Origin of the sequence: Streptomyces sp. NBC_01190, from assembly GCF_045039895.1 — a bacterium.
Lineage (GTDB): Bacteria > Actinomycetota > Actinomycetes > Streptomycetales > Streptomycetaceae > Actinacidiphila.
In genome coordinates this window covers 5777371-5801588 of sequence record NZ_CP108580.1, presented here as the reverse complement: position 1 = coordinate 5801588, position 24218 = coordinate 5777371, and the positions used below count along the sequence as shown (strand labels likewise).

The 24218-nt window shown below is 70.2% G+C and carries 16 protein-coding genes and 3 pseudogenes; 8 read left to right on the top strand and 11 right to left on the bottom strand.

What is annotated here, in order from left to right:
* Positions 1 to 84 precede the first annotated feature (84 nt).
* Positions 85 to 543, top strand: a pseudogene (locus OG519_RS24485) (transposase); the annotation flags it as partial.
* Between the two features lie 217 nt (positions 544 to 760).
* Positions 761 to 1720, top strand: a pseudogene (locus OG519_RS24480) (non-reducing end alpha-L-arabinofuranosidase family hydrolase); the annotation flags it as partial.
* A gap of 930 nt (positions 1721 to 2650) precedes the next feature.
* Here the strand turns inward: OG519_RS24480 and OG519_RS24475 are convergent.
* The gene (locus OG519_RS24475; protein ID WP_405587832.1) at positions 2651 to 3667 is read right to left on the bottom strand and encodes a LacI family DNA-binding transcriptional regulator; all 1017 of its coding nucleotides are present in this window, start codon (positions 3665 to 3667) and stop codon (positions 2651 to 2653) included.
* A 73-nt stretch (positions 3668 to 3740) separates the two neighbouring features.
* On the opposite strand from OG519_RS24475, the gene OG519_RS24470 reads away from it, so the two are divergent.
* Complete coding sequence (locus tag OG519_RS24470; RefSeq protein ID WP_405587829.1) at positions 3741 to 4940, top strand: MFS transporter; 1200 nt, start codon at positions 3741 to 3743, stop codon at positions 4938 to 4940.
* 364 nt (positions 4941 to 5304) lie between these two features.
* On the opposite strand, the gene fumC is transcribed toward OG519_RS24470, so the two are convergent.
* The 3 genes from fumC to OG519_RS24455 all read right to left on the bottom strand — a co-directional run bounded on the left by fumC (position 5305) and on the right by OG519_RS24455 (position 10176).
* Positions 5305 to 6765 (bottom strand): class II fumarate hydratase, encoded by a 1461-nt coding sequence (fumC, locus tag OG519_RS24465; RefSeq protein WP_405587825.1) that lies wholly within the window; start codon positions 6763 to 6765, stop codon positions 5305 to 5307.
* Complete coding sequence (gene maeA / locus OG519_RS24460) at positions 6762 to 8096, bottom strand: oxaloacetate-decarboxylating malate dehydrogenase (protein ID WP_405587822.1); 1335 nt, start codon at positions 8094 to 8096, stop codon at positions 6762 to 6764. The genes fumC and maeA overlap by 4 nt, the downstream gene beginning before the upstream one ends.
* A gap of 574 nt (positions 8097 to 8670) precedes the next feature.
* Positions 8671 to 10176, bottom strand: a complete 1506-nt coding sequence (locus tag OG519_RS24455; protein WP_405592959.1) for a purine-cytosine permease family protein — start codon at positions 10174 to 10176, stop codon at positions 8671 to 8673.
* A gap of 542 nt (positions 10177 to 10718) precedes the next feature.
* Between OG519_RS24455 and OG519_RS24450 the strand changes: the two genes are divergently transcribed.
* Positions 10719 to 11960 carry a PP2C family protein-serine/threonine phosphatase gene (locus OG519_RS24450; RefSeq protein WP_405587820.1) on the top strand — a complete coding sequence of 414 codons (1242 nt, stop codon included), beginning with the start codon at positions 10719 to 10721 and terminating at the stop codon, positions 11958 to 11960.
* A 274-nt stretch (positions 11961 to 12234) separates the two neighbouring features.
* Here the strand turns inward: OG519_RS24450 and OG519_RS24445 are convergent.
* From OG519_RS24445 to OG519_RS24430, 4 genes and pseudogenes are all read right to left on the bottom strand, one after another.
* Positions 12235 to 12477: pseudogene (locus tag OG519_RS24445) on the bottom strand (ATP-binding cassette domain-containing protein); the annotation flags it as partial.
* 79 nt (positions 12478 to 12556) lie between these two features.
* Positions 12557 to 14152: a phospholipase D family protein gene (locus OG519_RS24440; protein ID WP_405587817.1), complete on the bottom strand. Its 1596-nt coding sequence runs from the start codon at positions 14150 to 14152 to the stop codon at positions 12557 to 12559.
* Between the two features lie 673 nt (positions 14153 to 14825).
* Positions 14826 to 15686, bottom strand: coding sequence for an alpha/beta fold hydrolase (locus tag OG519_RS24435; RefSeq protein ID WP_405587815.1), 861 nt, complete (start codon positions 15684 to 15686; stop codon positions 14826 to 14828).
* A gap of 545 nt (positions 15687 to 16231) precedes the next feature.
* On the bottom strand, positions 16232 to 17080 hold the full coding sequence (locus tag OG519_RS24430; RefSeq protein ID WP_405592957.1) for a GH25 family lysozyme: 849 nt from the start codon (positions 17078 to 17080) through the stop codon (positions 16232 to 16234).
* A 560-nt stretch (positions 17081 to 17640) separates the two neighbouring features.
* On the opposite strand from OG519_RS24430, the gene OG519_RS24425 reads away from it, so the two are divergent.
* From OG519_RS24425 to OG519_RS24415, 3 genes are all read left to right on the top strand, one after another.
* Positions 17641 to 18324 (top strand): GntR family transcriptional regulator, encoded by a 684-nt coding sequence (locus tag OG519_RS24425; RefSeq protein ID WP_405587813.1) that lies wholly within the window; start codon positions 17641 to 17643, stop codon positions 18322 to 18324.
* A gap of 107 nt (positions 18325 to 18431) precedes the next feature.
* Positions 18432 to 19439, top strand: a complete 1008-nt coding sequence (locus OG519_RS24420; protein ID WP_405587810.1) for a 1-aminocyclopropane-1-carboxylate deaminase — start codon at positions 18432 to 18434, stop codon at positions 19437 to 19439.
* Positions 19440 to 19643: 204 nt separating this feature from the next.
* Entirely contained in the window at positions 19644 to 20147 is a 504-nt protein-coding gene (locus OG519_RS24415; RefSeq protein WP_405587807.1) for a hypothetical protein, read from the top strand.
* A gap of 123 nt (positions 20148 to 20270) precedes the next feature.
* Here OG519_RS24415 and OG519_RS24410 read toward each other — a convergent pair whose 3' ends face one another.
* On the bottom strand, positions 20271 to 21137 hold the full coding sequence (locus OG519_RS24410) for an alpha/beta fold hydrolase (RefSeq protein ID WP_405587804.1): 867 nt from the start codon (positions 21135 to 21137) through the stop codon (positions 20271 to 20273).
* 162 nt (positions 21138 to 21299) lie between these two features.
* Positions 21300 to 22121 carry an alpha/beta hydrolase gene (locus tag OG519_RS24405; protein ID WP_405587801.1) on the bottom strand — a complete coding sequence of 274 codons (822 nt, stop codon included), beginning with the start codon at positions 22119 to 22121 and terminating at the stop codon, positions 21300 to 21302.
* A 546-nt stretch (positions 22122 to 22667) separates the two neighbouring features.
* Between OG519_RS24405 and OG519_RS24400 the strand changes: the two genes are divergently transcribed.
* Positions 22668 to 23477, top strand: coding sequence for an SDR family NAD(P)-dependent oxidoreductase (locus OG519_RS24400; protein WP_405587798.1), 810 nt, complete (start codon positions 22668 to 22670; stop codon positions 23475 to 23477).
* 101 nt (positions 23478 to 23578) lie between these two features.
* Here the strand turns inward: OG519_RS24400 and OG519_RS24395 are convergent, their stop codons facing one another.
* A complete protein-coding gene (locus OG519_RS24395) occupies positions 23579 to 24157 on the bottom strand; it encodes a TetR/AcrR family transcriptional regulator (RefSeq protein WP_405587795.1) in 579 nt (192 codons plus the stop codon).
* Between the last annotated feature and the right edge of the window lie 61 nt (positions 24158 to 24218).

Sequence of the window (24218 nt, the reverse complement as noted above, 5' to 3'; positions counted from 1 at the left end):
TCCTCTCGGTTCGGGATCGCTCGTTTGTGGTAGCGAGCCGTCGTTGAGGGCAGATGTACGGCATGTACATGCTGGGATGCACGCATGGAGCGAAGACCGCATCCGAGCGACTTATCGGACAAGCGGTGGGCGTTGATCGAGCCGATGATCACGGGCTGGAAGCAGGACCGGGTGAGCCGGTCGGCGACCGGGGATCCCGGGGCCTGTGATCTGAGGGAGGTCGTGAACGCGATCTTCTACCAGAACCGGACGGGCTGTCAGTGGCGTTACCTGCCTCATGATCCGCCGGCTTGGTCGGCGGTGTTCTACTACTTCACGCTGTGGCGCCAGGACGGGCTGGACCAGCGGATCCAGGAACTCCTGCGCTGCCAGGTGCGGGAGAGGGCCCGCCGATGAGAGGACCCGTCCCTGGTGGTCATCGACACCCAGTCCGTGCGCGCGGCCGCGGGTGTCCCGAAGACCACGACAGGACCGGACGCGAACAAGAAGGCACCGGGGCGTAAGCGGGGACTGGCCGTGGACGTCCTGGGGCCGATCATCGGCTGGAGTGACTCCCGGATTTCCGACACCTGGACGTTGGATGTTTGGTCATCCAGGGGAAGTGATCCATGGTGGCAAAGCGGAAGAAGTATCCCGAAGAGTTCAAGCGGGACGCGGTGGACCTGGCGCCGGAGCCACGACCGGCGGCACGACTACCGGTGGCTCGACCACCGGCGGCTCGACCACGGGTGGCACCACGACGGGCGGTACCACCACCGGCGGTACTACAGGTGGCACTGGCGGTACGTGCACCCTTCCGTCGTCGTATCACTGGTCGTCGACGGGTCCGCTGGCGCAGCCGGCGAACGGATGGGTCTCGCTGAAGGACTTCGACACCGTGGTCTACAACGGCAAGCATCTGGTCTACGGCTCGACCGTCAACCAGTCCGGGTCGTACGGCTCGATGGCGTTCGCGCCCTTCACGAACTGGTCGGACATGGCGTCGGCCCAGCAGATCGGAATGAACTCGGGCACGGTGGCGCCCACGCTGTTCTACTTCGCGCCCAAGAACATCTGGGTGCTGGCGTCCCAGTGGAGCCAGTGGCCCTTCTTCTACCGGACGACGAGCGACCCGACCAACCCCAACAGCTGGTCCTCGCAGCAGGCGCTGTTCACCGGCAGCATCTCCCCGTCCAACCCGATCGACCAGACCCTCATCGGTGACGGACAGAACATGTACCTGTTCTTCGCCGGCGACAACGGCAAGATCTACCGGTCGAGCATGCCGTACGGGAACTTCCCCGGTAACTTCGGCTCCTCCTACACCACCGTCATGAGCGACTCGCAGGCCAACCTCTTCGAGGCGGTGCAGGTCTACAAGGTCCAGGGCCAGAACCAGTACCTGATGATCGTCGAGGCGATGGGCGCGCACGGGCGCTACTTCCGCTCGTTCACCGCCTCCAGCCTCGGCGGATCCTGGACCCCGCAGGCCACCAGCGAGTCCAGCCCCTTCGCGGGCAAGGCCAACAGCGGCGCCACCTGGACCAACGACATCAGCCACGGCGACCTGATCCGCAACAACCCCGAATCTCCCGCACGGCGGATCCGGTCCAGCGCCCGAGGGCCGCGTCGGGGCGGGTCGGCTCAGGCGCAGGGTAAGCGTCCAGGTCCTGGTTCAGCCGGTCGGCGATGGCGTCGTAGCCGAGCTTGTCCAGCCCGCGGAGCTGGAAGACGCAGGTGACCGCCGGGGCCCGCGGCGGGGCGGGGATGAGCCGGTGCTTGGTACGACCCTCGGCACGGCGGGCCGGGACGGGGCACCTTCTCCGCCAGATAGCCGTACGGCGGCTTGCCCACGTTCCAGCCCTGCGAGATGTGCTCGACGAAGCCGCCCCAGGACAGCTCCAGCATCTGCAGTACGTACCACTCCGAGACCGCCTGCTTGACGCGCCGGGTGAGGGTCGGTGTGGCCCGCTTGGCCCTGGGACCGGTGACGATCGGCTCGTCGGCAGCGCACAGCGCGACCCCGGCCTGCTCCAGTTCGTACTCGATCTTCGTGCCGAAGTACGTCCGGCGGGCGACGATGACCCACCCCCGGGTGGCAACGCGGCCCGGGCATCGCGGAGCTGGCGCGGGAGGGACAGCGTGGGGTCCTGGGCGTCCTCGGTGGACGTGCGCCCAGCCAGGCCACCGGCACACTCACCGGGACGGCGGTCGCGTCCGGGATGCTCGCCCGGTCGGCCCGCCCAACCCATCTGGAACGAGCGGAGGTCGAGCAGGGGGCCCTGGCCGCCGTCGCCAGGACCCCGCGCACGGTAGACCTGGGGGCGCGGCGGCTGGATCGTGAGCTGTTCAGCGCGGCCGATCGGGCCGTGCACCGGCTGCTGTACGCCGCCCGGACACCGGCTTCGCAAGGCTGTCGTACGGGGCAGGCTCGCGCCCAGTTGGAGCAGCACACCGCCGAGCACGGGCCCGACACCTACTGGGAACTGCACGATAACCGCCGCTCCTCGCTGACCTACCTCGGCGAGCAGGACGCCTCCTTGCTGATCCCAATGGCCAGGTCCCGGCGCAGGAAACCGGAGAACCCGAGCCGCCTCTTCAAGCCTTTCTCGGAGGACATCGCGGAGCTGACCAACTGCTCGCGCCGGGACACGCCGGGCGCTGAGCCCGTTCACGCTCCTTTGGGCGGGGCGGGTGGACTGGTAGTACCGCGCGGTACGAGGCGGGGAGGGATCACGAGCTCGCGGAGGGCAACAGGTGTGCCGTCGATGCGCTCCACCGCGCGGGTCAGAGCGAGGGTCGTCATGGTCTCCACGTCCTGGGCGACGGTCGTGAGGTCTACGTGGGCGAGTCGGCTCAAGGCGCTGTCGTCGTGCCCGACCACGCTGATGTCGCCGGGAACGTTCACGCCGTGCCGGCGCAGCACGTCCAGGAGTCCGGCCGCGTTGAGGTCGTTGAACGCGGTCACAGCGGTGGGCGGGTCCTCCAGGAGCTCCCGGGCGGCGTGGGCGCCGTCCTCTTCGCCGGAGCCTCCGTTGACGACCCGGGCATAGGCATCGAGGCCATGTCGGCCCATCGCTTCGAGGTAGCCGCGCCGCCGCTCGGCTGAGGCCACCATCCGGCGGCCGCCGTCGACGTGCGCGATCCGCTGGTGGCCGAGTTCCACCAGGTGGTCCACCGCCAGCCGCTGTCCGAGGGTCTCGTCCGAGCGAACCACGTCCACGCCCCGTCCGCGCACTTTGCGTAGCATCGCGACCACCGGCATACGGGCAGCCAGGGCGGCCAGTTCGGCAGCCGGCACCTGCGGGCCGAGCAGCACCAGCGCCGCGCAGCGGTCCTGGGTCAGGGCAGCGATCGCAGCGCGTTCATCGCGGTGCGCGGTGACCGCGCTGAGCGTCAACTCGTAGCCGACCCGGTCAGCGGCCTCGTAGAGCCCGGTGACCACGTCCCCGTGGAAGGCGTGCCGGACGTCGAAGACGACTCCGAGCAGTCGGCTGCTCCCGCTGCGCAGTAGTCGGGCCCTGCTGTCGGGCTGGTACTCCAGCCGCCGGGCGACCGCGAGCACCCGCTCCCTGGTGGCGGCGCTCGCGCCCGGGGCGTCCCGCATGACGATGGAGACCAGCGCGACCGAGACGCCCGCCTGCGCGGCGACATCGGCGAGCGTGGTCCTGCGCCCTTCTGATGGCATGCGCACATCCTACTGCTGATCTTTCTAGAACGTTCTATCGACCGTGTGGGCTAGAACGTTCTAGGATGAGTCAATGGACACGTTCAGCTCGGGACGCCGCTTCGCCGCCTTGCTCACACTTGCCCTGGGCGGGTTCGGGCTCGGGCTCACCGAGTTCTTCGCCCTGGGCCTACTGCCTGATCTGGCCCGGGACCTGTTGCCAGCGGAGTACGCGCACTCCCCTTCGCGAGCGCTCGCCGAGGCCGGCTGGGTCATCACTGTCTACGGGCTGGGCGTCGTGGTCGGCGCACCGACGGTCGCGGCGCTCACGGCCCGCCTGCCACGGCGCCGGATCCTGCTCGGTCTCCTATGCCTGTCCCTGGCCGGGAACCTCGCCTGTGCGCTGGCTCCGACCTTCGCTCTCGTCCTGGTCGCCCGCTTCGTCACCGCGCTGGCACATGGGGCCTACTTCGGGGCAGCGGGCCTGGTCGCCGCCACCCTGCTGAGCCGGGGCGGGGGAAGTCAGGCCAAAGGCTTCGCGGTGGTTCTGAGCGGGCTCACGACGGCGAACGTCGTCGGCGTGCCTGCGGTCACCTGGCTCGGGCAGGTGGCAGGTTGGCGCTCCGCGTGCCTCGCGATCGCGGGCGTTTTCGGGCTCACGCTATTGGCAGTGCTCGTCGCTGTGCCACCGGTGGATGCCAACCCCGGTGGCTCACCACGCGCAGAACTCCGAGCCTTTCGCTCGCGCCAGGTCTGGCTCGCTGCCCTGACCGGGGCAATCGGTTTCGCCGGGTTCTTCGCCGTGAACAGCTACATCTCCCCTGTCACCACACACGTCACCGGGCTGCCCCCATCAGCCGTCCCCTGGGTGCTCGCGGCGGTGGGCCTGGGCATGACCGTGGGCAACGCGGTGGGCGGTCCTGCCGCCGACCGCCATCTGCGCGGCAGTGTTCTGTTCGGGTTCGCAGGGGTCGACGTCGCGATCATCCTCTTCGTTCTGTTCGCCCACTGGCCTGTCGGCCTGTTCGCCTCCGTGTTCCTGGTGGGCGCGTCCTGTCTGTTCATCGCACCTGCCCTCCAGAGCTGGCTGATCGGAGCGGCGCCGGGAGCGCAGCTCATGGGGGCTGCGGTCAACCAGTCGGCGACCAACACCGCCAACAGCATCGGGGCCGCTGTCGGCGGCACGGCCGTCGCGGCCGGATGGGGCTACCTGGCACCTGCCTGGACAGGCATCGTGCTCGCGACCCTCGGACTCGTCCTGGCAACCTTGAGCTTCCACCTGCGCAGCGCATAGAGCGACATGGCGGGGCAACCTTCTGACGACGGGAATGTCTCATGAACGGCGGATCTGTTGATCATGGAGACGCCAAGTGCGTGGGATGACGATCGAGGCACGAGTCCGTGGCTGATCCGGCCGCGTTGGACGGGCGGTTGATCGAGATGCGGGTCGAGGCGGCCCGAAGCGAGGGCCCGCGGTTGACGGGTGAGGGCGGGCTGCTGCAGCAGTCGACAAGGGGTGCTGGGGGTCCGCCCAGGAAGGGGAGAGCACCGACCACCTCGGCTATGGCGAGCACGACGCGGCCGGTCGGAACACCGGCAACAGCCGTAACGGCAGCCGCCGGGCCGGGACGGTGGTCTTCTACGTTCGTGAGCGCAGGTCAGGCGCCGGAAACCCCGTTGCCGACCATGGAGAGTGGATCTACCACGGAGTCAAAGGTTTTTTCGTCGACGTGGCCGCTCGCCAAGGCGGCTTCTTTGAGAGTCTGGTTGTTGGCCAGCGCGGACTCGGCGATGTGTGCGGCGTTCTGGTAGCCGATGACGGGGCTCAGCGCCGTGACCAGCATCAGGCTCTCGTTGACGTATTGCGCGATCTTGCTCGTGTTGAGTTCGGTGCCCTCGACAGAGAAGGTCCGGAACTTCTGCATGCCGTCTGCCAGGATGCGCGCCGAATAGAGGAAATTGTTGATGATCACCGGGCGCATCGCGTTGAGTTCGAAGTTTCCCTGACTGCCGGCGAAGGCCACGGCGGAGTCGTTGCCGAGGACCTGGATCGCGATCATCACGATGGCTTCGCACTGGGTCGGATTGACTTTGCCGGGCATGATCGAAGAGCCGGGTTCGTTCTGGGGAAGCAGCAGTTCGGCGAAGCCGGTGCGGGGGCCCGAAGCCAGCCACCGCATGTCGTTGGCGATTTTCATGAGGCTGATGGCCAGTCCGCGCAGCGCCCCGTGCGCTCGAACCATCGGGTCCAGCGATCCTTGCGCCATGAATTTGTTCTCTGCTGTGACGAACGGTTTCCCTGTCAGTTCAGCAATCTGCCTTGCCACGTCGCGGCTGAAGTTCTTCGGCGCGTTGAGTCCGGTCCCGACGGCTGTGCCGCCCAGCGCCAGCGGGAGCAGCCCCCTACGGGCATGCTCGATCTCCTCGATGCAGGCGCGCAGTTGGGCGGCGTAGCCCGACCACTCCTGTCCTACGGTGAGCGGGACGGCGTCCTCGAGGTGAGTACGGCCGATTTTGACGACGTTGTTCCATTGTTTGGCCTTTTTTTCGACAGTGGCAGCGAGGTCTCGAGCCTGGGGCAAGAGATGGTCGTCGATCTCCTGCACAGAGGCGATGTGCATGGCGGTCGGGAAGCTGTCGTTGCTGGACTGCCCCATGTTGACGTCGTCGTTCGGAGCAACCGGCTTCTGGGTCCCGAGCGTGCCGCCCAGCAACTGTGACGCGCGGTTGGCGATGACCTCGTTGACGTTCATGTTGGTCTGGGTGCCCGACCCTGTCTGCCAGACAAAGAGGGGGAAGTGGTCGTCCAGCTCACCTTCGATGGTCTCCTGCGCCGCCTGGAGGATCGTCTGCTTCTTCCAATCGGGCAGCCGGCCGGCTGCGGCGTTCACGAGTGCAGCCGCCTTCTTCACGTAGCCGTAGGCGTGGTAGATCTCCTTGGGCATCCGATCCGCGCCGATGGAGAAGTGGATCAGCGAACGTTGTGTCTGCGCACCCCAGTAGCGGTCGGCCGGCACCTCGATGACGCCCATGCTGTCGAACTCTTGGCGCTGCCCGTCGGCCTGGATCCCAATCGGCACGTTCCGCATCTCAGGAACAGACTGGGCGTCCCGGCTCATTTCTCGTTCTCCACGGGATTGGTGGGGTAGACCGGCTGCCACATGGCGTCTTGGACGGCTTGGATGAGATTTTCGTGCTTCTTCGTTGCGACTCCGTCCCGTTCCGCGGCGCGGGCAACGGCGACCGCCACCGTCGCCGAGGACGCCCTCAAGTTCGAGACCGGCGGCAGGAGGGATGCTCCTGGCTGTGACACGTCGACCTGGCCGGCCACAGCTTCCGCCGCGGCGAGCAGCATGTTGTCGGTCACGTGGCGGGCACCTGAGACGATCGCGCCGAGGCCGAGTCCGGGATAGAGGAGTGCGTTGTTGGCCTGCCCGATCTCGTAGGAGGTCCCGTTGTAGCTCACCGGTTCGACGGGGATACCGACCGCGATCAGTGCCCTGCCCTCGGCCCAGCCCACCGCGTCCGACGGCATGACCTCGATGCGACTGGTCGGGTTGGACAGCGGCAGAAGGATCGGGCGCTCGGTCCCCTCGGCCAGGGCACGCACGATGTCCTCAGTGAACGCGTTGGGTTGGGTCGACGTGCCGATGAGGATGGTGGGCTTGACGTGCCTGACGGTGGTCAGCAGGTCGATCTCGCCGTCTGCCCACGCGCTCACCTCGGATCTCGGCCTCGCGTATACCTGCTGATAGTCAGGCAGGTCAGCCATGTCATCGGTCACCAGGCCGTGGATGTCGACGAGCCAGATGTTGCTCTTCGCCTGTGCGGGTGTGGCCCCGTCACGCACCATCGCGGCGTGGATCTGATCGGCCATACCGGTGCCGGCGGTTCCGGCTCCGAAGACCACGAGGCGCTGTTCCGACCAGCGGCCCCCCGTCACCTTCCGGCTCGCCGCGCTGTTCGAACTCGCGCTGCGCAGGGGGCTGCGCACGGGCGAACTCCTCGGCCTGCGCTGGGAAGACCTCAACCTCGACGGCGCCAATGCCAGCATCCACCGCACTCTCCGGCGCAGCCGAACCGGCGGGCTCACCACCTGCCCTCCAAGACCAGCAGCTCCGAGCGCCGTATCGCCCTGCCGGCCTCCTGCACCGCCTCCCTGCGGGCGCACCGTCAGCGGCAAGCCGAGGACAAGCAGGGCGCCAGGCCGGACTGGGCAAACAGCGGCGGCCTCATCTTCACCCGGCCCGACGGGCACCCAATTGAGCCCGCCACGCTCACCCGGCACTTCAACGCCCCGCTCCGCGACACCCATCTGCGGCCAACCCGGTTCCACGAACTCGTCGTCATCAGGGAACTCCTGGGGCACGCCCACATCGGTATCACCGCGACCGTGTACGCCCACGTCCGGCTCCGCCTCCAACGCGACGCCATCGACCTCCTCGGCCACGCCCTGCGCAAACCTCGGACAGACCCCGGCGAACCCGACGACAGCGACGACCCACCGCTTTGGGCAGTCCCCGTCCGCTGACGCTGACGTCAGCTACTGCCGTCAGGCGCCCCGGAGGCCCCACCGGATGCAAGTACGGTGGGGGCCTCTGCATTCGGAGGGAATCGCGACGCCACATTCCCATCGCGTCCACAAAAGGGGATATCAGGAGTCAGCGGCGATGGCACTCACATCGTCGACACTCATTCCCGTCTCGATATTTCCGCCGAAGTTGTAACCATCATCGCAGAACACCAAGTCAATATCCTCCGGTACCAAGCCGCGGAACCAGAGCGCAAACCTCGCAGCCAAGCCAAGAGGTGAATCAAGGTAGCTGCAAGTCCCATCTACGTGGGAGTACCCCCGTCCGTCAGCCGCCGCGGGGGCGCGTCCGGCGGGCGCGGTGCCAACGCCCACCGGGCGTAGGGGGCCCGCCATACCCCGGTGGGCTCGGCCAGGGCCGGGAAACGGGTGAAGGTGCTCCGGTCGGCGAAGACGCGCTGTATGTCGACGGCTAGGTGGCCGGGCGTACCGGTCAGGCGGGCAGTTTCTGCTCGGCCGGCGTCTCCTGGCCGCGCACCCGGTGCCGGCTCAGGACGAGCGTGCCGACGAAGCCGAGGGCCAGGGCCGCGAGGACGCCGAGGTTGGCGAAGGCCCAGGAGCCGCCCTTGCCGCCGAGGCCGAAGGGGCCGAGCAGATAGCCCTGCCAGGTCAGCCAGTCGGCGGAGGCGTTGGTGACCAGTCCCCAGCCGAGGGCGGTGGCCGCCAGGGTGAGCAGCAGCGGCAGGGCGGGGACGTCGCCGTAGCGGCCCCGGGGCCGGTAGAGATCGGCTTCGTCGTAGTCGCGGCGGCGCAGGAGGAGATCGGCGAGGACGATGCCGGACCAGCCGGCGATGGGCACGCCGAGGGTGGTCAGGAAGCCCATGAACGTGCCGAGGAAGTTGTCGGCGATGAACACGATGTACACGGACCCGGCGATCATCAGCACGCCGTCGACGAGCGCGGCGACCGGGCGCGGGACACGCAGCCCCGCGGAGAGCAGGGCGAGGCCCGAGGAGTAGATGTCGAGCACCGCGCCGCCGACCAGACCGAGGACGGCGACCACGGCGAACGGCACCAGGAACCAGGTCGGCAGGATCGTCGTGAGGGCGCCGATCGGATCGGCGGCGACGGCGTCGGAGAGCTGCTTGGAGGAGCCGGCGAGCAGCAGGCCGAAGACCGTCAGCAGCAGGGGGGCGACGCTGGCGCCGAAGGTGGTCCAGCCGATCACGCCGGTGCCGGAGGAGGAGCGCGGCAGGTAACGGGAGTAGTCGGCGGCCGCGTTGACCCAGCCGAGGCCGAAGCCGGTCATCATGAACACCAGCGCGCCGATGAACTTCTGGGTGGAGCCGTCGGGTATCGCGGTGACCGCGTGGGTGTGGATGTGGTCGGCGACGAGGGCGACGTAGACGAGCGTCAGCACGCCGGTGACCACGGTGATGAGGGTCTGCAGGCGCATGATCAGGTCGAAGCCCATCACCCCGCCGACGACGGTGAGCGCGGCGACCAGGATCAGGGCGACGACCTTGGTGCCGGTGCCGCCGCCCCAGCCGAGCCGGTCGAACACGGTGGCCGTGGCGAGCGAGGCGAGCGCGACGAGGACGGTCTCCCAGCCGACGGTGAGCATCCAGGAGATCGCCGAGGGCAGCCGATTGCCGCGCACGCCGTAGGCGGCGCGGCTGAGGACCATCGTCGGCGCCGAGCCGCGCTTGCCGGCGACCGCGACGAAGCCGCAGAGCAGGAACGAGAAGACGATGCCGATCACGGAGGCGACCAGGGCCTGCCAGAAGGAGATGCCGAAGCCCAGCGCGAACGCTCCGTAACTGAGCCCGAACACCGAGACGTTCGCCCCGAACCAGGGCCAGAACAGGGTACGCGGGCTGCCCTTGCGCTCGCTCTCGGTGATGACGTCGAGGCCGTGCGTCTCCACCTGGAACGGCCGGTCCTGCGGCGCGGGGCCGGTGCCGGCTGACACCGGAGGCCTGTCGTGCGGGTCCGTCATCGTCATCGTCGTCCGCCTGTCCTGTCCTGTCCGGGGTGAGTACCGGGGCGCTCGTGGTTGACCAGGACACTCGGGCCGACTCCTCGCGACCCGTTCCCCGGTGATCCCCGGTGAGGATCGCACGGCCCAAGAAGACAGGAGTGTGCCATGGTGCGCAGGGCGACGGAAGGCGAACTGGCGGACCCGGTGACGCGGGGAACGCGGCCAGTGACGCGGGGCTGTGGACACATCGTCCGCTTCCCGGCGGTTACCGGGCGCTCCGGCACGCGCACCTCGTCCGCACCGAAGGCTCCGGCCTGCGGCTGGGTGGGGCCAGATCGACGTGAGAGGCTGATGACGATCGCCGCCCGGCTGCCCATGGAAGGGGTCGGGAAGGGTGGGGTCGCGCGGGTGTCGTCCTTCCGGGCGGACGGCCGGTGGGCCCCGATGGCATGTGCTGGCCGATACGCGGACCCCGGTGGTCTTGCGCTTGCAAGGAGTGGGTTCATGGCAGAGGAGTTCGGCACTGGCGCGATGAGTTCAGGGCCGCGGCGGTGGGCATGATGGCGCGGCACCTTGCGCGGGCCCTGACCGGGCTGCTGGAGGCCAGCCACACCGCACCGTTCGAACGGCTGCCCCGCCTGCTGGACACCGCGGCGAAAGAAGCCGGCGCGGGAGGTGCCCGGCTGTTCGTCGCGGATCTGCAGGAGGAAGTGCTGCGCGAGGTGACCGGGATCGGCCTGAGCGCCGGCGGAGGGGGTGGCGAGTACCGGATCGAGGGCACTCTGCCCGGCCGCGCCTACCAACTCACCGAGGTCACCGCGCCGGCGAGCGGCGGGGCCTGCTGGGTGCCGGTGCGCGACGGCACCGAACGCCTGGGGGTCCTGCACGTCGAACCGGGCCCGGGGCGCGGGGACGGGCCGGACGAGAAGGTGGTACGGGCGCTGGCGTCGGTGGCCGGGCTGCTGCTGGTCTCCAAGCGGGCCAACAGCGACTCCCACGCCCGGCTGACCCGCACCCGGCCGATGGGGGTGCCGGCGGAGTTGCAGTGGTCGATGATGCCGCCGCGGACGTTTTCCGACCGGCGGGCCACGGTGAGCGCGTTCATGGAACCGGCCTACCAGGTGGCCGGGGACGCCTTCGAGTACGCGCTGGCCGGCGACATACTGCACCTCGCGGTCTTCGACGCCATGGGCCACGACACCTCGGCCGGCCTGACCTCCGCACTGGCGATGGCCACGTGCCGCAGCCACCGCCGCGCCGGCGCGACCATTCCCGACGCCAGCAAGGCCATCGAGGACACCCTGGTCGGACAGTTCGGGCACAGCCGCTACGCCACCGGCATCCTCGCCGACCTGGAGCTCGACACCGGAAAGTTCAGCTGGGTCAACCGCGGCCACCCGCTGCCCGTCCTCATCCGCGGCGGCCGCTGGGCCAGCACCCTGCACTGCCCGCCCGCCGGCCCGATGGGCAGCGGGTTCAACCTGCCGGTCCAGCAGAGCACCGAGCAGCTGGAACCCGGCGACCGGCTGCTGCTCTTCACCGACGGCATCACCGAAGCCCGCGACACCGACGGCCGCGAGTTCGGCGTGGAGCGGTTCACCGACTTCATCATCCGCCACCACGCCGACAACCTCCCCGTCGACGAAACCCTGCGCCGCCTCATGCACGCCGTCATGGACCACCACCAGGACCGCCTGGACGACGACGCCACCGTCGTGTTCTGCGAATGGCACGGTCCCGGTGGCGCGGGAGGTGAACGCGACCGGCACGGGACCGGCCCACACCACTCGTCAAAGACCTGAGCAGACCGCCGGCGGGCGTTACGGCCGGGTCGCGCCCCGCCGGCCGGGCGGTGCGGGCCGGCGGGGGCGGTGCTCAGGAGGTGGCCCGGACGAACCCGCGGGTGCCGAAGGTCAGCGACAGCGCCACCAGGACGACGGCCACGGCGATCCCCTCGTAGACGGCGGCACCGGTGTGGTGGCCGAGGAAGAGGGACCGCATGCCGTTCACCACGTAGCGGAACGGGCTGATGTGCGACAGCGCCTGGAGCCAGCCGGGCGCGAAGGTCAGCGGCAGCAGTTCGCCGGCCCGACGCACCGCTTCGGCCTGCGGCATCTGGTAGAGCCGTCCCTGTAGGACGAGTTCGCCGCGTACGGACGCGGTCGGCGAGGTGCCGCCGGACTGCGCCACGAGGCCGATCCGGCGCCGTACGCCGCCCGGGTCCGAGGTCAGGTCGAGGCCGGCGACGGTGGCCGAGCCGGACGTGGGTTTGAGCAGCGTGGTGAGCATCCGCAGCGTCGTGGTCTTGCCCGCGCTGTTCCGTCGACTGCCTGGCTGCCCGCCACCGGCGCCGCCCGCTGGCATCCTGCGTGGGTTCGCCCGTTTCCCTGGTGGGAGGTCAGTACTGTGCGCGCCGTCGTAGGGGGCGGGGGCGGCCGTCCGGGTCGGCCACGAGGCGCTGGAGGGGGCGGCTGGTGATGGCTGCCGTGCGGGAGAGGGTCGGGGTGGTGTACGTCCGCAGCCGGCCCGGCGGGCGGGGGCCGGTTCGGCCGCCGCGGTGCCAGGCGTCCAGCGCCGCGGCCGACTCCGCGAAGGCGCGGAACGCCGCGGCCGGTTCGAGAAGGGTGTCGGTGTCCTCGCGGTCGAGGTGCTCCGCGCTGAGTTCGAGGCGCAGGTCGCGGGCGAAGGGGCGGGCGCCGTCGCCGAGACCGCCGGGGTCGCGCGGTTCCCGGGGGTCGCGGGTCTCGTCGACGACCGAGCAGCCGAGTTCCGAGTCGTGGGTCCATGAGCGGCGGTTGACGTTGTCGGAGCCCACGGCGGCCCACACGTCGTCGACCACGCACACTTTGGCGTGGACGTAGACCGGTGTGCCGGCCTGGTTCTCGACGCTGTAGACGGCGAAGCGTTCCCCGCCGGCCCGGCGCAGCGCCCGGAGCGCCTCGATCCTGCCGAGCAGGTTCATCGGCGCGGTGAAGCGCCCGTCCTGGTCGGGGTGGGCGGGGATGACCGCCGTCATCAGCAGGTCCGGGCGGCTGCTGAGGGCGTGGGCGAAGGACGCGACCACTTCGGCGGACCAGAGGTACTGGTCTTCCAGGTAGATCAGCGATCTGGCGCGGTCCAGCGCCTTGCGGTAGCCGCGGGCGACGCTGCGTTCGCCGTCGGGGGCGAACGGGTAGCCGTGGCGCCTGGCCGGGTAGGTGCGCAGCAGTTGGACGGCGTGTGAGCCGCACGGTCGCGGGTCGGGCGGCTGCGGTGGCAGCGGATCGGCCCGGGTGTCCTCGTGGTGGACCAGTTGGCGCAGTCGGCTGAGCGGGCTGCGGCTGAGCGGCGACGGGTCCTCCCAGCGTTCCCGGAAGGTCGCCTCGACGGCTCCTACGGCCGGGCCCCGGATGGCGAGTTGGACGTCGTGCCAGGGCGGGCGGGGGCCGTAGGCGGCGGCCAGCCGGAGCGCGCGGGGATCACCGCCGTGCGCGGCGTCGTCGCGGCGGCTGTGGCACAGATCGATGCCGCCGACGAAGGCCACGTCCCGTTCGGCGCGTCCCGGATGGCGCAGGACGACGAACTTCTGGTGGTGCGCGCCGCCCGGGCGGACCCGCATGTCCAGCAGGCACTCGCCGCCGGCCGCCTCGATCTCGTCGCCCAGGTGCCGGTTCTCCTGCTCGCTGAACTGCAGACGGTCCAGGTGGGAGCGCCAGATCAGGCCCTTGACCACCACGCCGCGCCGCGCGGCGTCGCACAGCACCTCGCCGATCTCGCTGCCCGGGCCGTCCAGCGGTTCGTCGGGGTCCCCGCGCCAGTCGGTGAAGAAGAGGAGGTCGCCCTCGCGCTGGCCGCGTATCGCGGTCAGCAGTGCGGCGAAGTAGGCGGCGCCGTGCACCAGCGGTCGCACCGCGTTGCCGCGGGACCAGGCGGCCGGTTCCGGCCCGCGCAGATCCAGCCGCGTGGCGGGGTTCCCCCGCTCGTCGGGGGTGAGCAGCCAGTTCTCAAACCTCATGTGCGTCCGCCTCCGGTGGCTTCCATGCCTCCTACCCGGGCCCGGCGGAGTCATCCGCCACGGCGGGTGCCCGCGGCGGGATCACCCGGTCGACGAGCCGGGCGAGGAGCGGCAGGGTCGGTGCCGGCCAGGCGGCGCGGTTCATCCCGGCTCGGCGCACCGCCTCCCCGCGGCTTCCACGGCAGGACCGGCCGCGGAAGGGAATTCGGGCGCTGCTGCGGCTGCCCAACTTCGGCGGGGCGGCGATGGGCATGGCGGGGGTCGTCAAGCCGCCGGTCCGGCAGTTCTCCCGCTACCTCAACGAGTCCGCGCTGCGGCGCGGCATCTTCGACCGGTTCAACAGCCCGGTCGATGGCGGGACGCGCGTCGTCATCGCCCACTCGTCGGCTGCGTCGTCGCCATCGTCGCCGCGCGCGGCGACCTTACCCGGCGGTTCCCCGACGCCCATCCGCACGACCCGTCGCGCAGGGTCGAGATGACGCACGAGCCGGTCACGGTCGACAACGGCTCGTTGTCGCACGCCTGCGTGAGGCGCTGACCGGCCACTGACCGGCACGGGGTGAGACCGTCGTCCCCAAGGTGGCCGACGGCCGGGCCGTCCCGGCAAGCAGCCGATGGCCCCTGCCGCGGTCGCCGGCCGGGCCCGGCTCGTCGCCTCGCGTGTGCTCGGGCTTCAGCCGATGCTCTGGACGGCGCGGATCACGACGTCGGTGACGGCCGCGGGGTTGGACACCATCGACAGGTGCGGTGCGTTGACACTGACGGTGTTGGAGCCGGCCCGTGCGGTCATGACCTGCTGCTCGGCCGGCGGGATCACCTTGTCCGCGGTACCGATCAGGGCAAACGACGGAATGGTCTTCCAGGCCGGTACTCCGGAGGGCTCGGTCAGAGCGCTCGCGGCGAAGGGCCGTTGGCCCGCCGCCAGTACCGCGGATTTGTTGAGGGGGACGCCCCCGGCGAAGAACCCGGGAAACAGGTTCGGCTTCACATAGAGGTCGACATCTCCGCCACCGTTGGGGATGGGCACGGAGTTGAAGACGGTACTGGGATCGGAAACGGCCAGCACCGAACCTGGCTTCGCGGCGGACAGCTGCCCCACCGTTTCCCCTGTGTCGGGGATAAAGGCGTCGATGTAGACGAGGGCCTTGATGTTCTTGAGGCCCGTCGCGGCGTTAGAGATCACGAATCCGCCGTACGAGTGGCCCGCCAATACCACCGGGCCGGTGAGCGTCTGGAGGAACGCCCGCAGATTGGCGGTGTCGGTCGCGACTCCGCGCAGCGTGTCCGGGGGAGCCAGGACGGTGAATCCGCGCTTCTGGAGCCGCTCGGTGACTTCGGCCCAGCTTGACGCGTCCGCCCACGCCCCGTGCACCAGGACGATCGTGGGCGTGGCGGTGTGCGACGGCCCGTCGGCGGGCGCGTGACGGCCGCTGGCGGCCGTTCGACCGCTGTCGGCGGGCGCGCAGCTCGCCGCCAGCGTGATGGCCGCGGTTGTCGCCAGCACGGCCAGACCGAGTTTCCGCTTGTGCTTCACGTGAGTCTCTCCCCTTCGTGGAATTCATGTGTGGAACTCGGCGAGCGCATAATTCACCCGAGCGGTCATTACCGCGATGAACTCGGACGTGTCGGACCGGACGCCCATGGCCCGAGGCCGGCGACGAGACGAGGACGACTGCCCGCAGGACGCGGAGGGAAGTCTCCCCGGATTCCGGCCTGCCTCCATCGGGAAAGCGCGGAAACGACCTGGCGGAACTCATGCGCGATGAGGCCGAATTTACGTCGGCGCTCCATGGCCCGCATGTCGAGCGGGCTCGCCGGAAAGGGATTCATCAGCGTGGAGTAGTCAAGCGTTGAGGGGCCGAGTGGACGTCGGCGGGTGAGCGGTGCGGCCGATCCCGGGCCGGGCGGTGCGGTCCGCACCTGGCTGCCCTGTCGGCGGCGGCACGGCACGGCGCGGCAGGCGAGCGGGCCGCCCAGGACCAGGATCAGGACCCGGGCGGCCGTGCGGCTCCGGCGGGCAGGCCGGCCCGCGAACCGGGCGCCTCTCGAAAGGCACCCTCGGTGTTTTGCCCTACGAGGTCAGGGGGTGTTGTTGGCCAGGGCCAGCAGCCGGGAGCTGTCCGCGCTGAATCGGTCGCGGTCCACGGCGCCGGAGACGCCGCTCACCGATCCGGAGTCGGTGTACTGCCAGAACGTCCAGTAGGGGAAGCCGCTCGGGATGGACGGGCTGGCCGCGGTGGTCCAATTCGCGTCGACCAGCGGGCTCTTGGAGTACATCCCGCTCCAGCCGCCGGTGCAGGAGTTCCACCAGCTCGGGCTGGTGTAGATGAGGATGTCGCGGCCCGTCCTCGCCTTGTAGGTGGTGTAGAAGTCAAGGATCCACGACTGCATCGCGGACGTGGACTTGCCGTAGCAGCCGCCCTCGAGATCGAGCATCCCGGGCAGGGTCAGGCTGTCGGCCGACCAGGCGCCGCCGTTCGCGGCGAAGTACGTGGCCTGCGCCGCGCCGCCGGAGAGGTCGGGGCGGGCGAAGTGGTAAGCCCCGCGGATCACCTTGGCGTTGTACGCGTTCAGGTAGTTCGCGCTGAAATTGGGGTCCTTGTACGTGGTGCTTTCGGTCGCCTTGATGAAGGCGAACTGTATGCCCGCGGATTTCACCGACGTCCAGGTGATCGCCCCCTGGTAGTGCGAGACGTCGATCCCCGCCGGAGCGGTGGCGTTGGGGGACACGACGGCCCCGGCCCCGGCGTCGAGCCGGAGGTGGCGCGTGTCCGGCGCGAAGCTCGCGCTGTCGTGGAGATAACCGGCGCCCATGTACCCCTGCCCGAGGGGGATGGCGCTGTCCCGCGCCGTCGGCCGGGCGGAGGCGGTGCCCGCGGAGACCGTCGCCGCGAGCGCCAGGCTCGCGCCGAGGACTCCGGCCGTCATCAGTTTCCGCGGTACGGCCTCGGTGGTGCGGATTCGGCAGAACAAGGCTTTCCTCCTGGCGCGTGGTGGCGGGGGGTGCGCGTGCGGGACGGGGAACGGCGTACGGGAAGGCGGGGAAGGCTCTTCGGGCCGGTGCTCTACTCGCGTAGCCCGGGTGCGGCCGGTCGCCCGTGGCGGGGGGGTGGGTTCCGCTCGGGCGCGCCGGGCGGTTCAGTATCGCGCGGTGGCACTGGTGCGGACGAGGTACTTGATGTGCACGCGCCACGAGTGACGCATGAACGAGCCCTGAACGTAAAGGGGTTGTGTACACCCCCTGTGGTCCAGACCACTTCTGAGCCGGTGGAGCTGGGCCGATGCCCGGCCTCCGCTAGAACTTTCACCGACGTGAAACCGCGCGCCGGACCCTCGCGACCGGCCAGCCGGCGCACCCGCCGCCGCACACCCCCGCTCCCCCGGTCGACCACTCCCCCGACCCGAGGCCGGACTTCGGGTGGATCGCCTGCGACGGCGTGGTCGCTGGGCTCTTGACACCGAGGTCCGTCGAGCATGCAATATATTGCATGCCAGTACCCGAAGGCAGTGGCCTCGCCCCCCGGTCCCTTCTGCGCGATGACGCGTACCGCGCCATCCGGGACCTCATCGTCAAAGGCACGCTCGCGCCCGGTGAGCGGTTCAACGACCGTGACCTGGCGCAGTGGCTCGGCATGAGCAGGACGCCGGTCCGCGAGGCCCTGACCCGTCTTGAGCAGGCCGGCCTCACCCAGACGAAGCCCGGCCGTCACACCATGGTCAGCCCGCTGGACCTGCGCGCGGCCCGCGCGGCCCAGTCGGTGACGGCCGCCATGCACGAACTCGCCGTCCGGGAGGCACTGCCCCACCTGTCCGCCGCCGAGGTGGACGCGATGCGCGACGCCAACGCCCGCTTCGCCGACGCGCTGAGCCGCGACGACGTGGACGCGGCGATCGCCGCCGATGACGCCTTCCACGACATCCCGGTCACCGCGAGCACCAACGGGGCGGTCCGCTCCGTCCTTGAGCAGTTCACCCCGCTGCTGCGCCGGCTGGAGCGGCTGCGATTCTCCTCGCTGAAGGGCCGGGAGTCGGTCGCCCAGCACGAAGAGATCATCTCGCGGTGCGCCGAGGGAGACGCCGAAGGCGCCGCGGCGGCGACCCGCGCCAACTGGCAGACCCTGGCGCCGCTGCTCGACGTCGCCTACCCGGGAGCCGGCCCGGCGGACGGCTGACCCGGCCATCCCCCTCGCGCGCCCGCCCCCTCACACCCCCGCCCCGCCCTCTCACCCCACCCACCCTTTCGGGCCCACCCCTGTCGGGCCCACCACAGGAGCGCCGCATGTCCCTCGACGCCTTCGCCCGCTACCGACTGCTCTTCGGCCCCAGCCCCGTCCATCCGCTGGACCGGCTCAGCGACCACCTCGGCGGGGCCCGCGTCTGGGCCAAGCGGGAGGACTGCAACAGCGGACTCGCCTTCGGCGGCAACAAGACCCGCAAACTGGAGTACCTGATCCCCGACGCCCTGGCCCAGGGTGCGGACACCCTGGTCAGCATCGGCGGGGTGCAGTCGAACCACACCCGGCAGGTCGCCGCGGTCGCCGCCTCCGTCGGCCTCAAAGCCGTCCTGGTGCAGGAGAAATGGGTGGACTGGCCCGACGCGGTCAACGACAAGGTCGGCAACATCCTGCTCTCCCGCGTCCTGGGCGCGGACCTGCGCATGGCCCAGGCGGGCTTCGGGATCGGCGTCAAAGACAGCTGGCAGCAGGCCCTGCGGGACGTCCGGGAGGCCGGCGGCACCCCGTACCCCATCCCCGCCGGAGCCTCCGACCATCCCCTGGGCGGTCTCGGCTTCGCCAACTGGGCCCGCGAGGTGGCCCAGCAGGAGCGCGAACTCGGCGTCTTCTTCGACACCATCGTGGTGTGCAGCGTCACCGGCAGCACGCAGGCCGGCATGATCGCGGGCTTCGCCGCCCAGGACCGACCGCGCCGCGTCATCGGCATCGACGCGTCGGCGGAAGTGTCCGCGACCCGCGCCCAGGTGGCGAAGATCGCCCACGCCACCGCCGAACTCATAGAGGTCGGCCGCGCGTTGCGGGACGACGAGATCACCGTCCTCGACGGCTGGGCAGGCGACCGCTACGGCATCCCCGTCCAGTCCACGCTGGACGCCATCCGGCTCGCCGGGCGCCTTGAGGGGATGATCACCGACCCGGTGTACGAGGGCAAGTCCATGGCCGGGCTGATCGACCTCGTGCGCCAGGGGGACATCCCGAAGGATTCCACCGTCCTGTACGCCCACTTGGGCGGCCAACCCGCCCTCAACGCCTACAGCGGCCTCTTCACGTAAAGGCTGCCCGGTGACCGCGAGCCGGGCCGCCCCCGGTCGGTGCGACGACCGCCGGTCCCCGGGGCGTCCGGCACGCAAACGCGGCCGGAATACGCCGGTGGCCTTCACCGGTCCCGCACGTACGCTTCTGCTGCTCTCGTACAGCTCACTCCCATCATGCCCGGACCGGCCGACGGCCGGGACCGCCCGGTTACGGAGGAAGACATGCGCAGCAGACACGCCCGTTCCGCGCTGTACGGCACGATCACCGCGCTGGCGCTGGCCGGCGGGGCGGCGGGGCTGCCCTCAGCGGCGGCCGCGGTCGTCGACCCGGCTCCGATCGCCCCGCACCAGTACTTCATCGGCCAGGTCAATGGGACATCGGTAGACGCCGCGATCAAGGTGGGCTGCTTCGGACCGGTGATCCCCGGCGAGACCGGACACCCCCTCGCGGGACAGTACGTGAACGTCCTGCCCGTCACCCCGCCCACCAGCTCCCAGACCGGCTACACCGGCGAGTCCGCCGACCGCGTCCAGGTCGCGTTCGGCGCCGCCTCATCGGTGACGACAGCCGTCACCCTGCGCAGCACGGTCGTCAGGGCCGCCATCCCCACGACCCTCTCCCTGCCCTGCTCCGGCACCGGTCAGGTCGCCTTCGTCCCCCTCCCGACCAGCTCCACCGCCCGTACCTCGTTCATCAAGGTGACCTACGTGAACGTCGGCGCCTGACACACCCGGGATCGGAGCGCCGGTACCCGACGTACCCGGTCACCGGCAGGACGGCGCGGGGCCCGCCCGGAGGGAACGGACCTGGTCCGTGACTCCGTGCGGGCCCCGCGCCGGCCGCGGCGGTCAGTCGGTCGCCTGCGCGGCCTGCTCGACGAGCCGGGTGACGGTGCCGGGGTTGGTGACCTGCGCGGCGTGCGGGGTGTTGGCGACGGTGATGTGCCCGTGGGCGCGGGTGGCCATGAACTGCTCGGTCGCCGCGGGGATGAGGTGATCGTCCTTGGACACCAGGAACCACGAGGGAATGGTCTTCCAGGCCGGGTCGCCGGAGGTGTCCTGAAGGGCCTGAAGGGTGATCGGGTGCTGCTCGGCGGCGAGCGCGGCCGCTTCCTTCTTGCCCACGCGGTCGCTCAGGAAGAGGTCGCGGTAATGGTCGGGCTTGGTGTAGAGGTCGATGCCGGTGGTGCTCTTTCCGGTGGTGCTGTCGGTTGAGGTGAAGGGGACGGCGCTGAGGGCGGTCGGCAGGGCCGCGTTGGGGTCGTCGGTGATGTGGGTGCCGGGGAACTTCGCGGTCAGCTCCATCGCGCTCTCACCCTTGTCGGGGGCGAAGGCCGAGACGTAGACGAGCGCCTTGACATTGGTGTTTCCGGTGGCCGCGTTGGTGATGACGGATCCGCCGTAGGACTGGCCGACCAGGACGATGGGTCCCTGGATGGTCTTGAGGTAGGCGCTCAGATAGGTGGAGTCGCCGGACAGGCTGCGCAGGGCGGTGGGCGGGGCGACGACGGGGTACCCGTCGTTCTGGAGCTTCTTGATCACGCCGTCGAAGCTGCCCGGCTCGGACCAGGCTCCGTTGACGAGGACGACGGTGGGCTTCGGGGCCGAACCGCCGGAGTGGGACGGTGCGGCGGAGGCCAAAGTGGTCGCGCCGGCGGCGAGGGCGACGCTGACCGCGCTTAGGACGGCGATGCGGAACGCGCGGGGTTTGAACATGTGTGTCTCCTTGACTGACGGTGTGGTGATCGTCGGTAGGGGTCGGTGCGGAAAGAGGCGTTCCGTAGCGCTGACGCGGAACGACGGTTCGGGGTACGGCGGGTCGGCTGCCGGCCGGCGGCCTGTGGCCGGGTGTGGAGCGGGACCTCGGCGACGCCGTGGTCACACACGGGACGTGCTGTGTTCCTCCGCCCAGTCCAGGGCGTAGTCGGCGACTTCCTCCCAGCCCTGCTGGCCGACGATGAAGTGCGAGCGCCCGGCGAACTCCCGGTAGTCGGTGACTGCGGGCGACTTCCGGTAAAGGCGCCAGTTGGCCTTGTTCACCTTGGGCGGGACGATGTGGTCGGCCTCCCCGGCGATGAACAGGAGCGGGGCCCGCCGGCCGTTGCGGAAGTTGATCCTGCTGGCCGCCTTGGGGTTGAAGTTGGCGAACGCTCCCTGGAAGAGGACGCGGGCCGGTCCCGGGGCGGCGTACCGCTCGTAGTGGGCGGCCGACTCGGTCTCGCTGAGGGTGTTGGTGACGGCGTAGTGGAACTGCTCCGCCGTCAGTTGGACCGCCTTGTTCCTGTTGGCGGGGTTGCCCAGCACCGGCCAGGTCGACTTGAGCGTGGACAGCGGCAGCGGCAGGACACCCTTGACGGCTGCCGAGTCGATGACGACCCCGGCGCGGCCGAGGCCGCGGTCGAGCAGCATCTGTGTGACGGTGCCGCCGAAGGAGTGGCCCATGATGATGGGCGCGTGACCCAGTCCGCGGATGATCGTCTCGTAGTGGTCGGTCACCTCTCGGAGGCCGACCCCGGCGATGCCGGACGGGTCGCGCCGCAGGTCCTCGACCTCGCGGTCGAGGCCGGGCCAGGCCGGGGCAAGGACCCGGTAGCCACGGGTCTCGTAGTGGTGTCTCCACCCCTCCCAACTTCGTGGCGTGACCCACAGGCCGTGAATGAGCACGATCGTGCCCGCCGGGTCGCTGTCTGTGTCGCTCATGCGGATCTCCGTGCGTGTAGAGGTCGCGTTCGTTCCGGTGGCCGGCCGGCCGGTCCAGAACCGCGACCTCAGAATTCCCCGGCAGGCCCGGCGCCCGCATCTGTCGATTGACCACCGCGTCGCCGGATGCTCGGCAGCCGTTCGTCCAGCCACCGAGCGCACGCGAACTCCCGCCATGGCGGTACGGACCGGTCGCACCGTCCCCGCCGGGGGGATCGGACCGTGGCAGGCGCTTCCCTGGCGGTCCGACCGGGGAGGAACCGCGAGAAGCACGTCCCGCGGAGGGCTCTCCGCGTCGCCGCGGCCCCCGATCGGCGCCGCGTCCGCTCCCCGGAACCGGTGTCCCCGGACCCGTCCGCGGCGGGGAGACGGGAAGCACAGTCACGAGCACCGTCATTCGACCTAGGCGGTCGGACACCGCCCGCCCCGATAGTGGCGGGGTGGTCGGTTGCGTCCACACGGGCGGAGTGGGCCCGGTCCCGCCGTTCCCCGGTCGAGGGAACGGCGTGGGCGCCGCACCGTTCGCGTCATCCGCTGAGGAGTCTGATGTCGAAGATCGTTCTTGTCACCGCGGCATCCACCGGACTCGGGGCGATGACGGCGTTCGCGTTGGCGCGCGCCGGTCACACCGTCTACGCCGGATTCGGGCCCGCTGACGACGTGTTGCCCGACGACCTCACCGCGGTGGGGGATCAGGTGCTGTCACCGGACGCGCGGCTCCATCCCCTCGCGCTCGACACCGCCGATCAGCGCTCGGTCTCCGCGGCGATCGGCGAGGTCACGCGGCGCTCCGGCCGCGTCGACGCGGTGATCCACGCGCTGGGTCCCGTACCGCGCGGACCGGTGGAATCCTTCACCCCCTATCAGTTGGCGCAGATCTACGACGCGCACGTGCTGTCCAGCCAGCGGGTGAACCGTGCCGTACTGCCCGCCATGCGCGAGCGCCGGGACGGGCTGCTCATCTGGGTGGTGCCCGCCCGGGACGGCGCCGACGCGACCCCGTACCTCGCGCTGCACGCGGAGGCGGTCACGGTGATCGACCACTTGGCGGCGAGTTACGCGAAGGAGCTGGCCGGCTTCGGCATCGAGGTCTCCACCGTCACCTGCGGATCGCTCGCGGCCGGCGTCGGCCGGCACCCGGGTCTGATCCATCCCGACGACACCGAGACGTTCGCCGCCTACGACGTCCGCCATCCCGGTCTGGTGGAGAGCGTGGACACGGCCCTCGCGCGTCAGGCCGCCGACGCGGCGGACATCGCCGAGACGGCCGGCGCGATCGTGGGGCTGGTGAACGATCCGAAGGGACGGCGGGGGCGCCGCGTCACCACGGGCACACCCCCCGGGCCGGGGCATTGACGCGCCTGTGCCTCGGTGACTACTCGGCGACTACTCGGCGACTACGTGAGTGGGCGCCGCTGAACGTGGCGCTCAGGACCGGGCGGTCGGTGCTCGCACCGTCACCCGGGATTGATGGCCCGCAGGGCGGTTTCCAGGGTCGCGTCGAGGGCGGCGCGGGGTTCGTCGCCCGCGGGAAGTGCCCGGGCTATGGTGACCGCGCCGACGATGGCGGCGATCATGGCCCAGGCCTGCTTGGTCTGCTCCTCCGGCGTGCCGTGCATGGCGGGCGCCAGGATCTCGACCAGGTCGACCATCTGACGGCGGTAGGTCTCGCGGACGGAATCGCCCGCTCGTGCGACGTCGGCGCTCAGGGACGGCATCACGCAGCCGCCGGCGACATCGGTGCGGTGGTGGTCGCTGAGGTAGATGTTCAGCAGGTCGGCGAGTTGGCGGCGCCGTCCGGCGGGGTCAGGGTCGGTGATGCCGGCGAACTGCCGGCCCAGTTCGGCGCCGACGACCTCTTCGAGCAGTCCTTCCTTGCCGGCGAAGTTGGAGTAGAGCGCCCCTGAGGTGACGTTGGCCGCGGCGGCCAGTGTGTCGACCCCGACGGCGTGGAAGCCCTTCTCCTTCAGCGTGCCGGAGGCTTCCCGCAGGATCTCCGCCTTGGCGTGCACCTTGTGGTCTTTGGAGTACCTCATCCCGGTCCCTTCCGTGGCTGGCGTGCGCGTCCCGAAGACTTCCTCAGTTATAGGGTAGCGG

Coding starts and splice junctions, on each gene's coding strand:
- OG519_RS24475 (WP_405587832.1), bottom strand. CDS start 3,667: ATGCCATCAGAAGGGCGCAGGACCACGCTCGCCGATGTCGCCGCGCAG.
- OG519_RS24395 (WP_405587795.1), bottom strand. CDS start 24,157: ATGAGGTACTCCAAAGACCACAAGGTGCACGCCAAGGCGGAGATCCTG.
- OG519_RS24410 (WP_405587804.1), bottom strand. CDS start 21,137: ATGTTCAAACCCCGCGCGTTCCGCATCGCCGTCCTAAGCGCGGTCAGC.
- fumC (WP_405587825.1), bottom strand. CDS start 6,765: ATGAGCCGGGACGCCCAGTCTGTTCCTGAGATGCGGAACGTGCCGATT.
- OG519_RS24405 (WP_405587801.1), bottom strand. CDS start 22,121: ATGAGCGACACAGACAGCGACCCGGCGGGCACGATCGTGCTCATTCAC.
- OG519_RS24450 (WP_405587820.1), top strand. CDS start 10,719: ATGGCGCGGCACCTTGCGCGGGCCCTGACCGGGCTGCTGGAGGCCAGC.
- OG519_RS24415 (WP_405587807.1), top strand. CDS start 19,644: ATGCGCAGCAGACACGCCCGTTCCGCGCTGTACGGCACGATCACCGCG.
- OG519_RS24440 (WP_405587817.1), bottom strand. CDS start 14,152: ATGAGGTTTGAGAACTGGCTGCTCACCCCCGACGAGCGGGGGAACCCC.
- OG519_RS24470 (WP_405587829.1), top strand. CDS start 3,741: ATGGACACGTTCAGCTCGGGACGCCGCTTCGCCGCCTTGCTCACACTT.
- OG519_RS24425 (WP_405587813.1), top strand. CDS start 17,641: ATGCCAGTACCCGAAGGCAGTGGCCTCGCCCCCCGGTCCCTTCTGCGC.
- OG519_RS24400 (WP_405587798.1), top strand. CDS start 22,668: ATGTCGAAGATCGTTCTTGTCACCGCGGCATCCACCGGACTCGGGGCG.
- OG519_RS24420 (WP_405587810.1), top strand. CDS start 18,432: ATGTCCCTCGACGCCTTCGCCCGCTACCGACTGCTCTTCGGCCCCAGC.
- OG519_RS24430 (WP_405592957.1), bottom strand. CDS start 17,080: ATGACGGCCGGAGTCCTCGGCGCGAGCCTGGCGCTCGCGGCGACGGTC.
- OG519_RS24455 (WP_405592959.1), bottom strand. CDS start 10,176: ATGACGGACCCGCACGACAGGCCTCCGGTGTCAGCCGGCACCGGCCCC.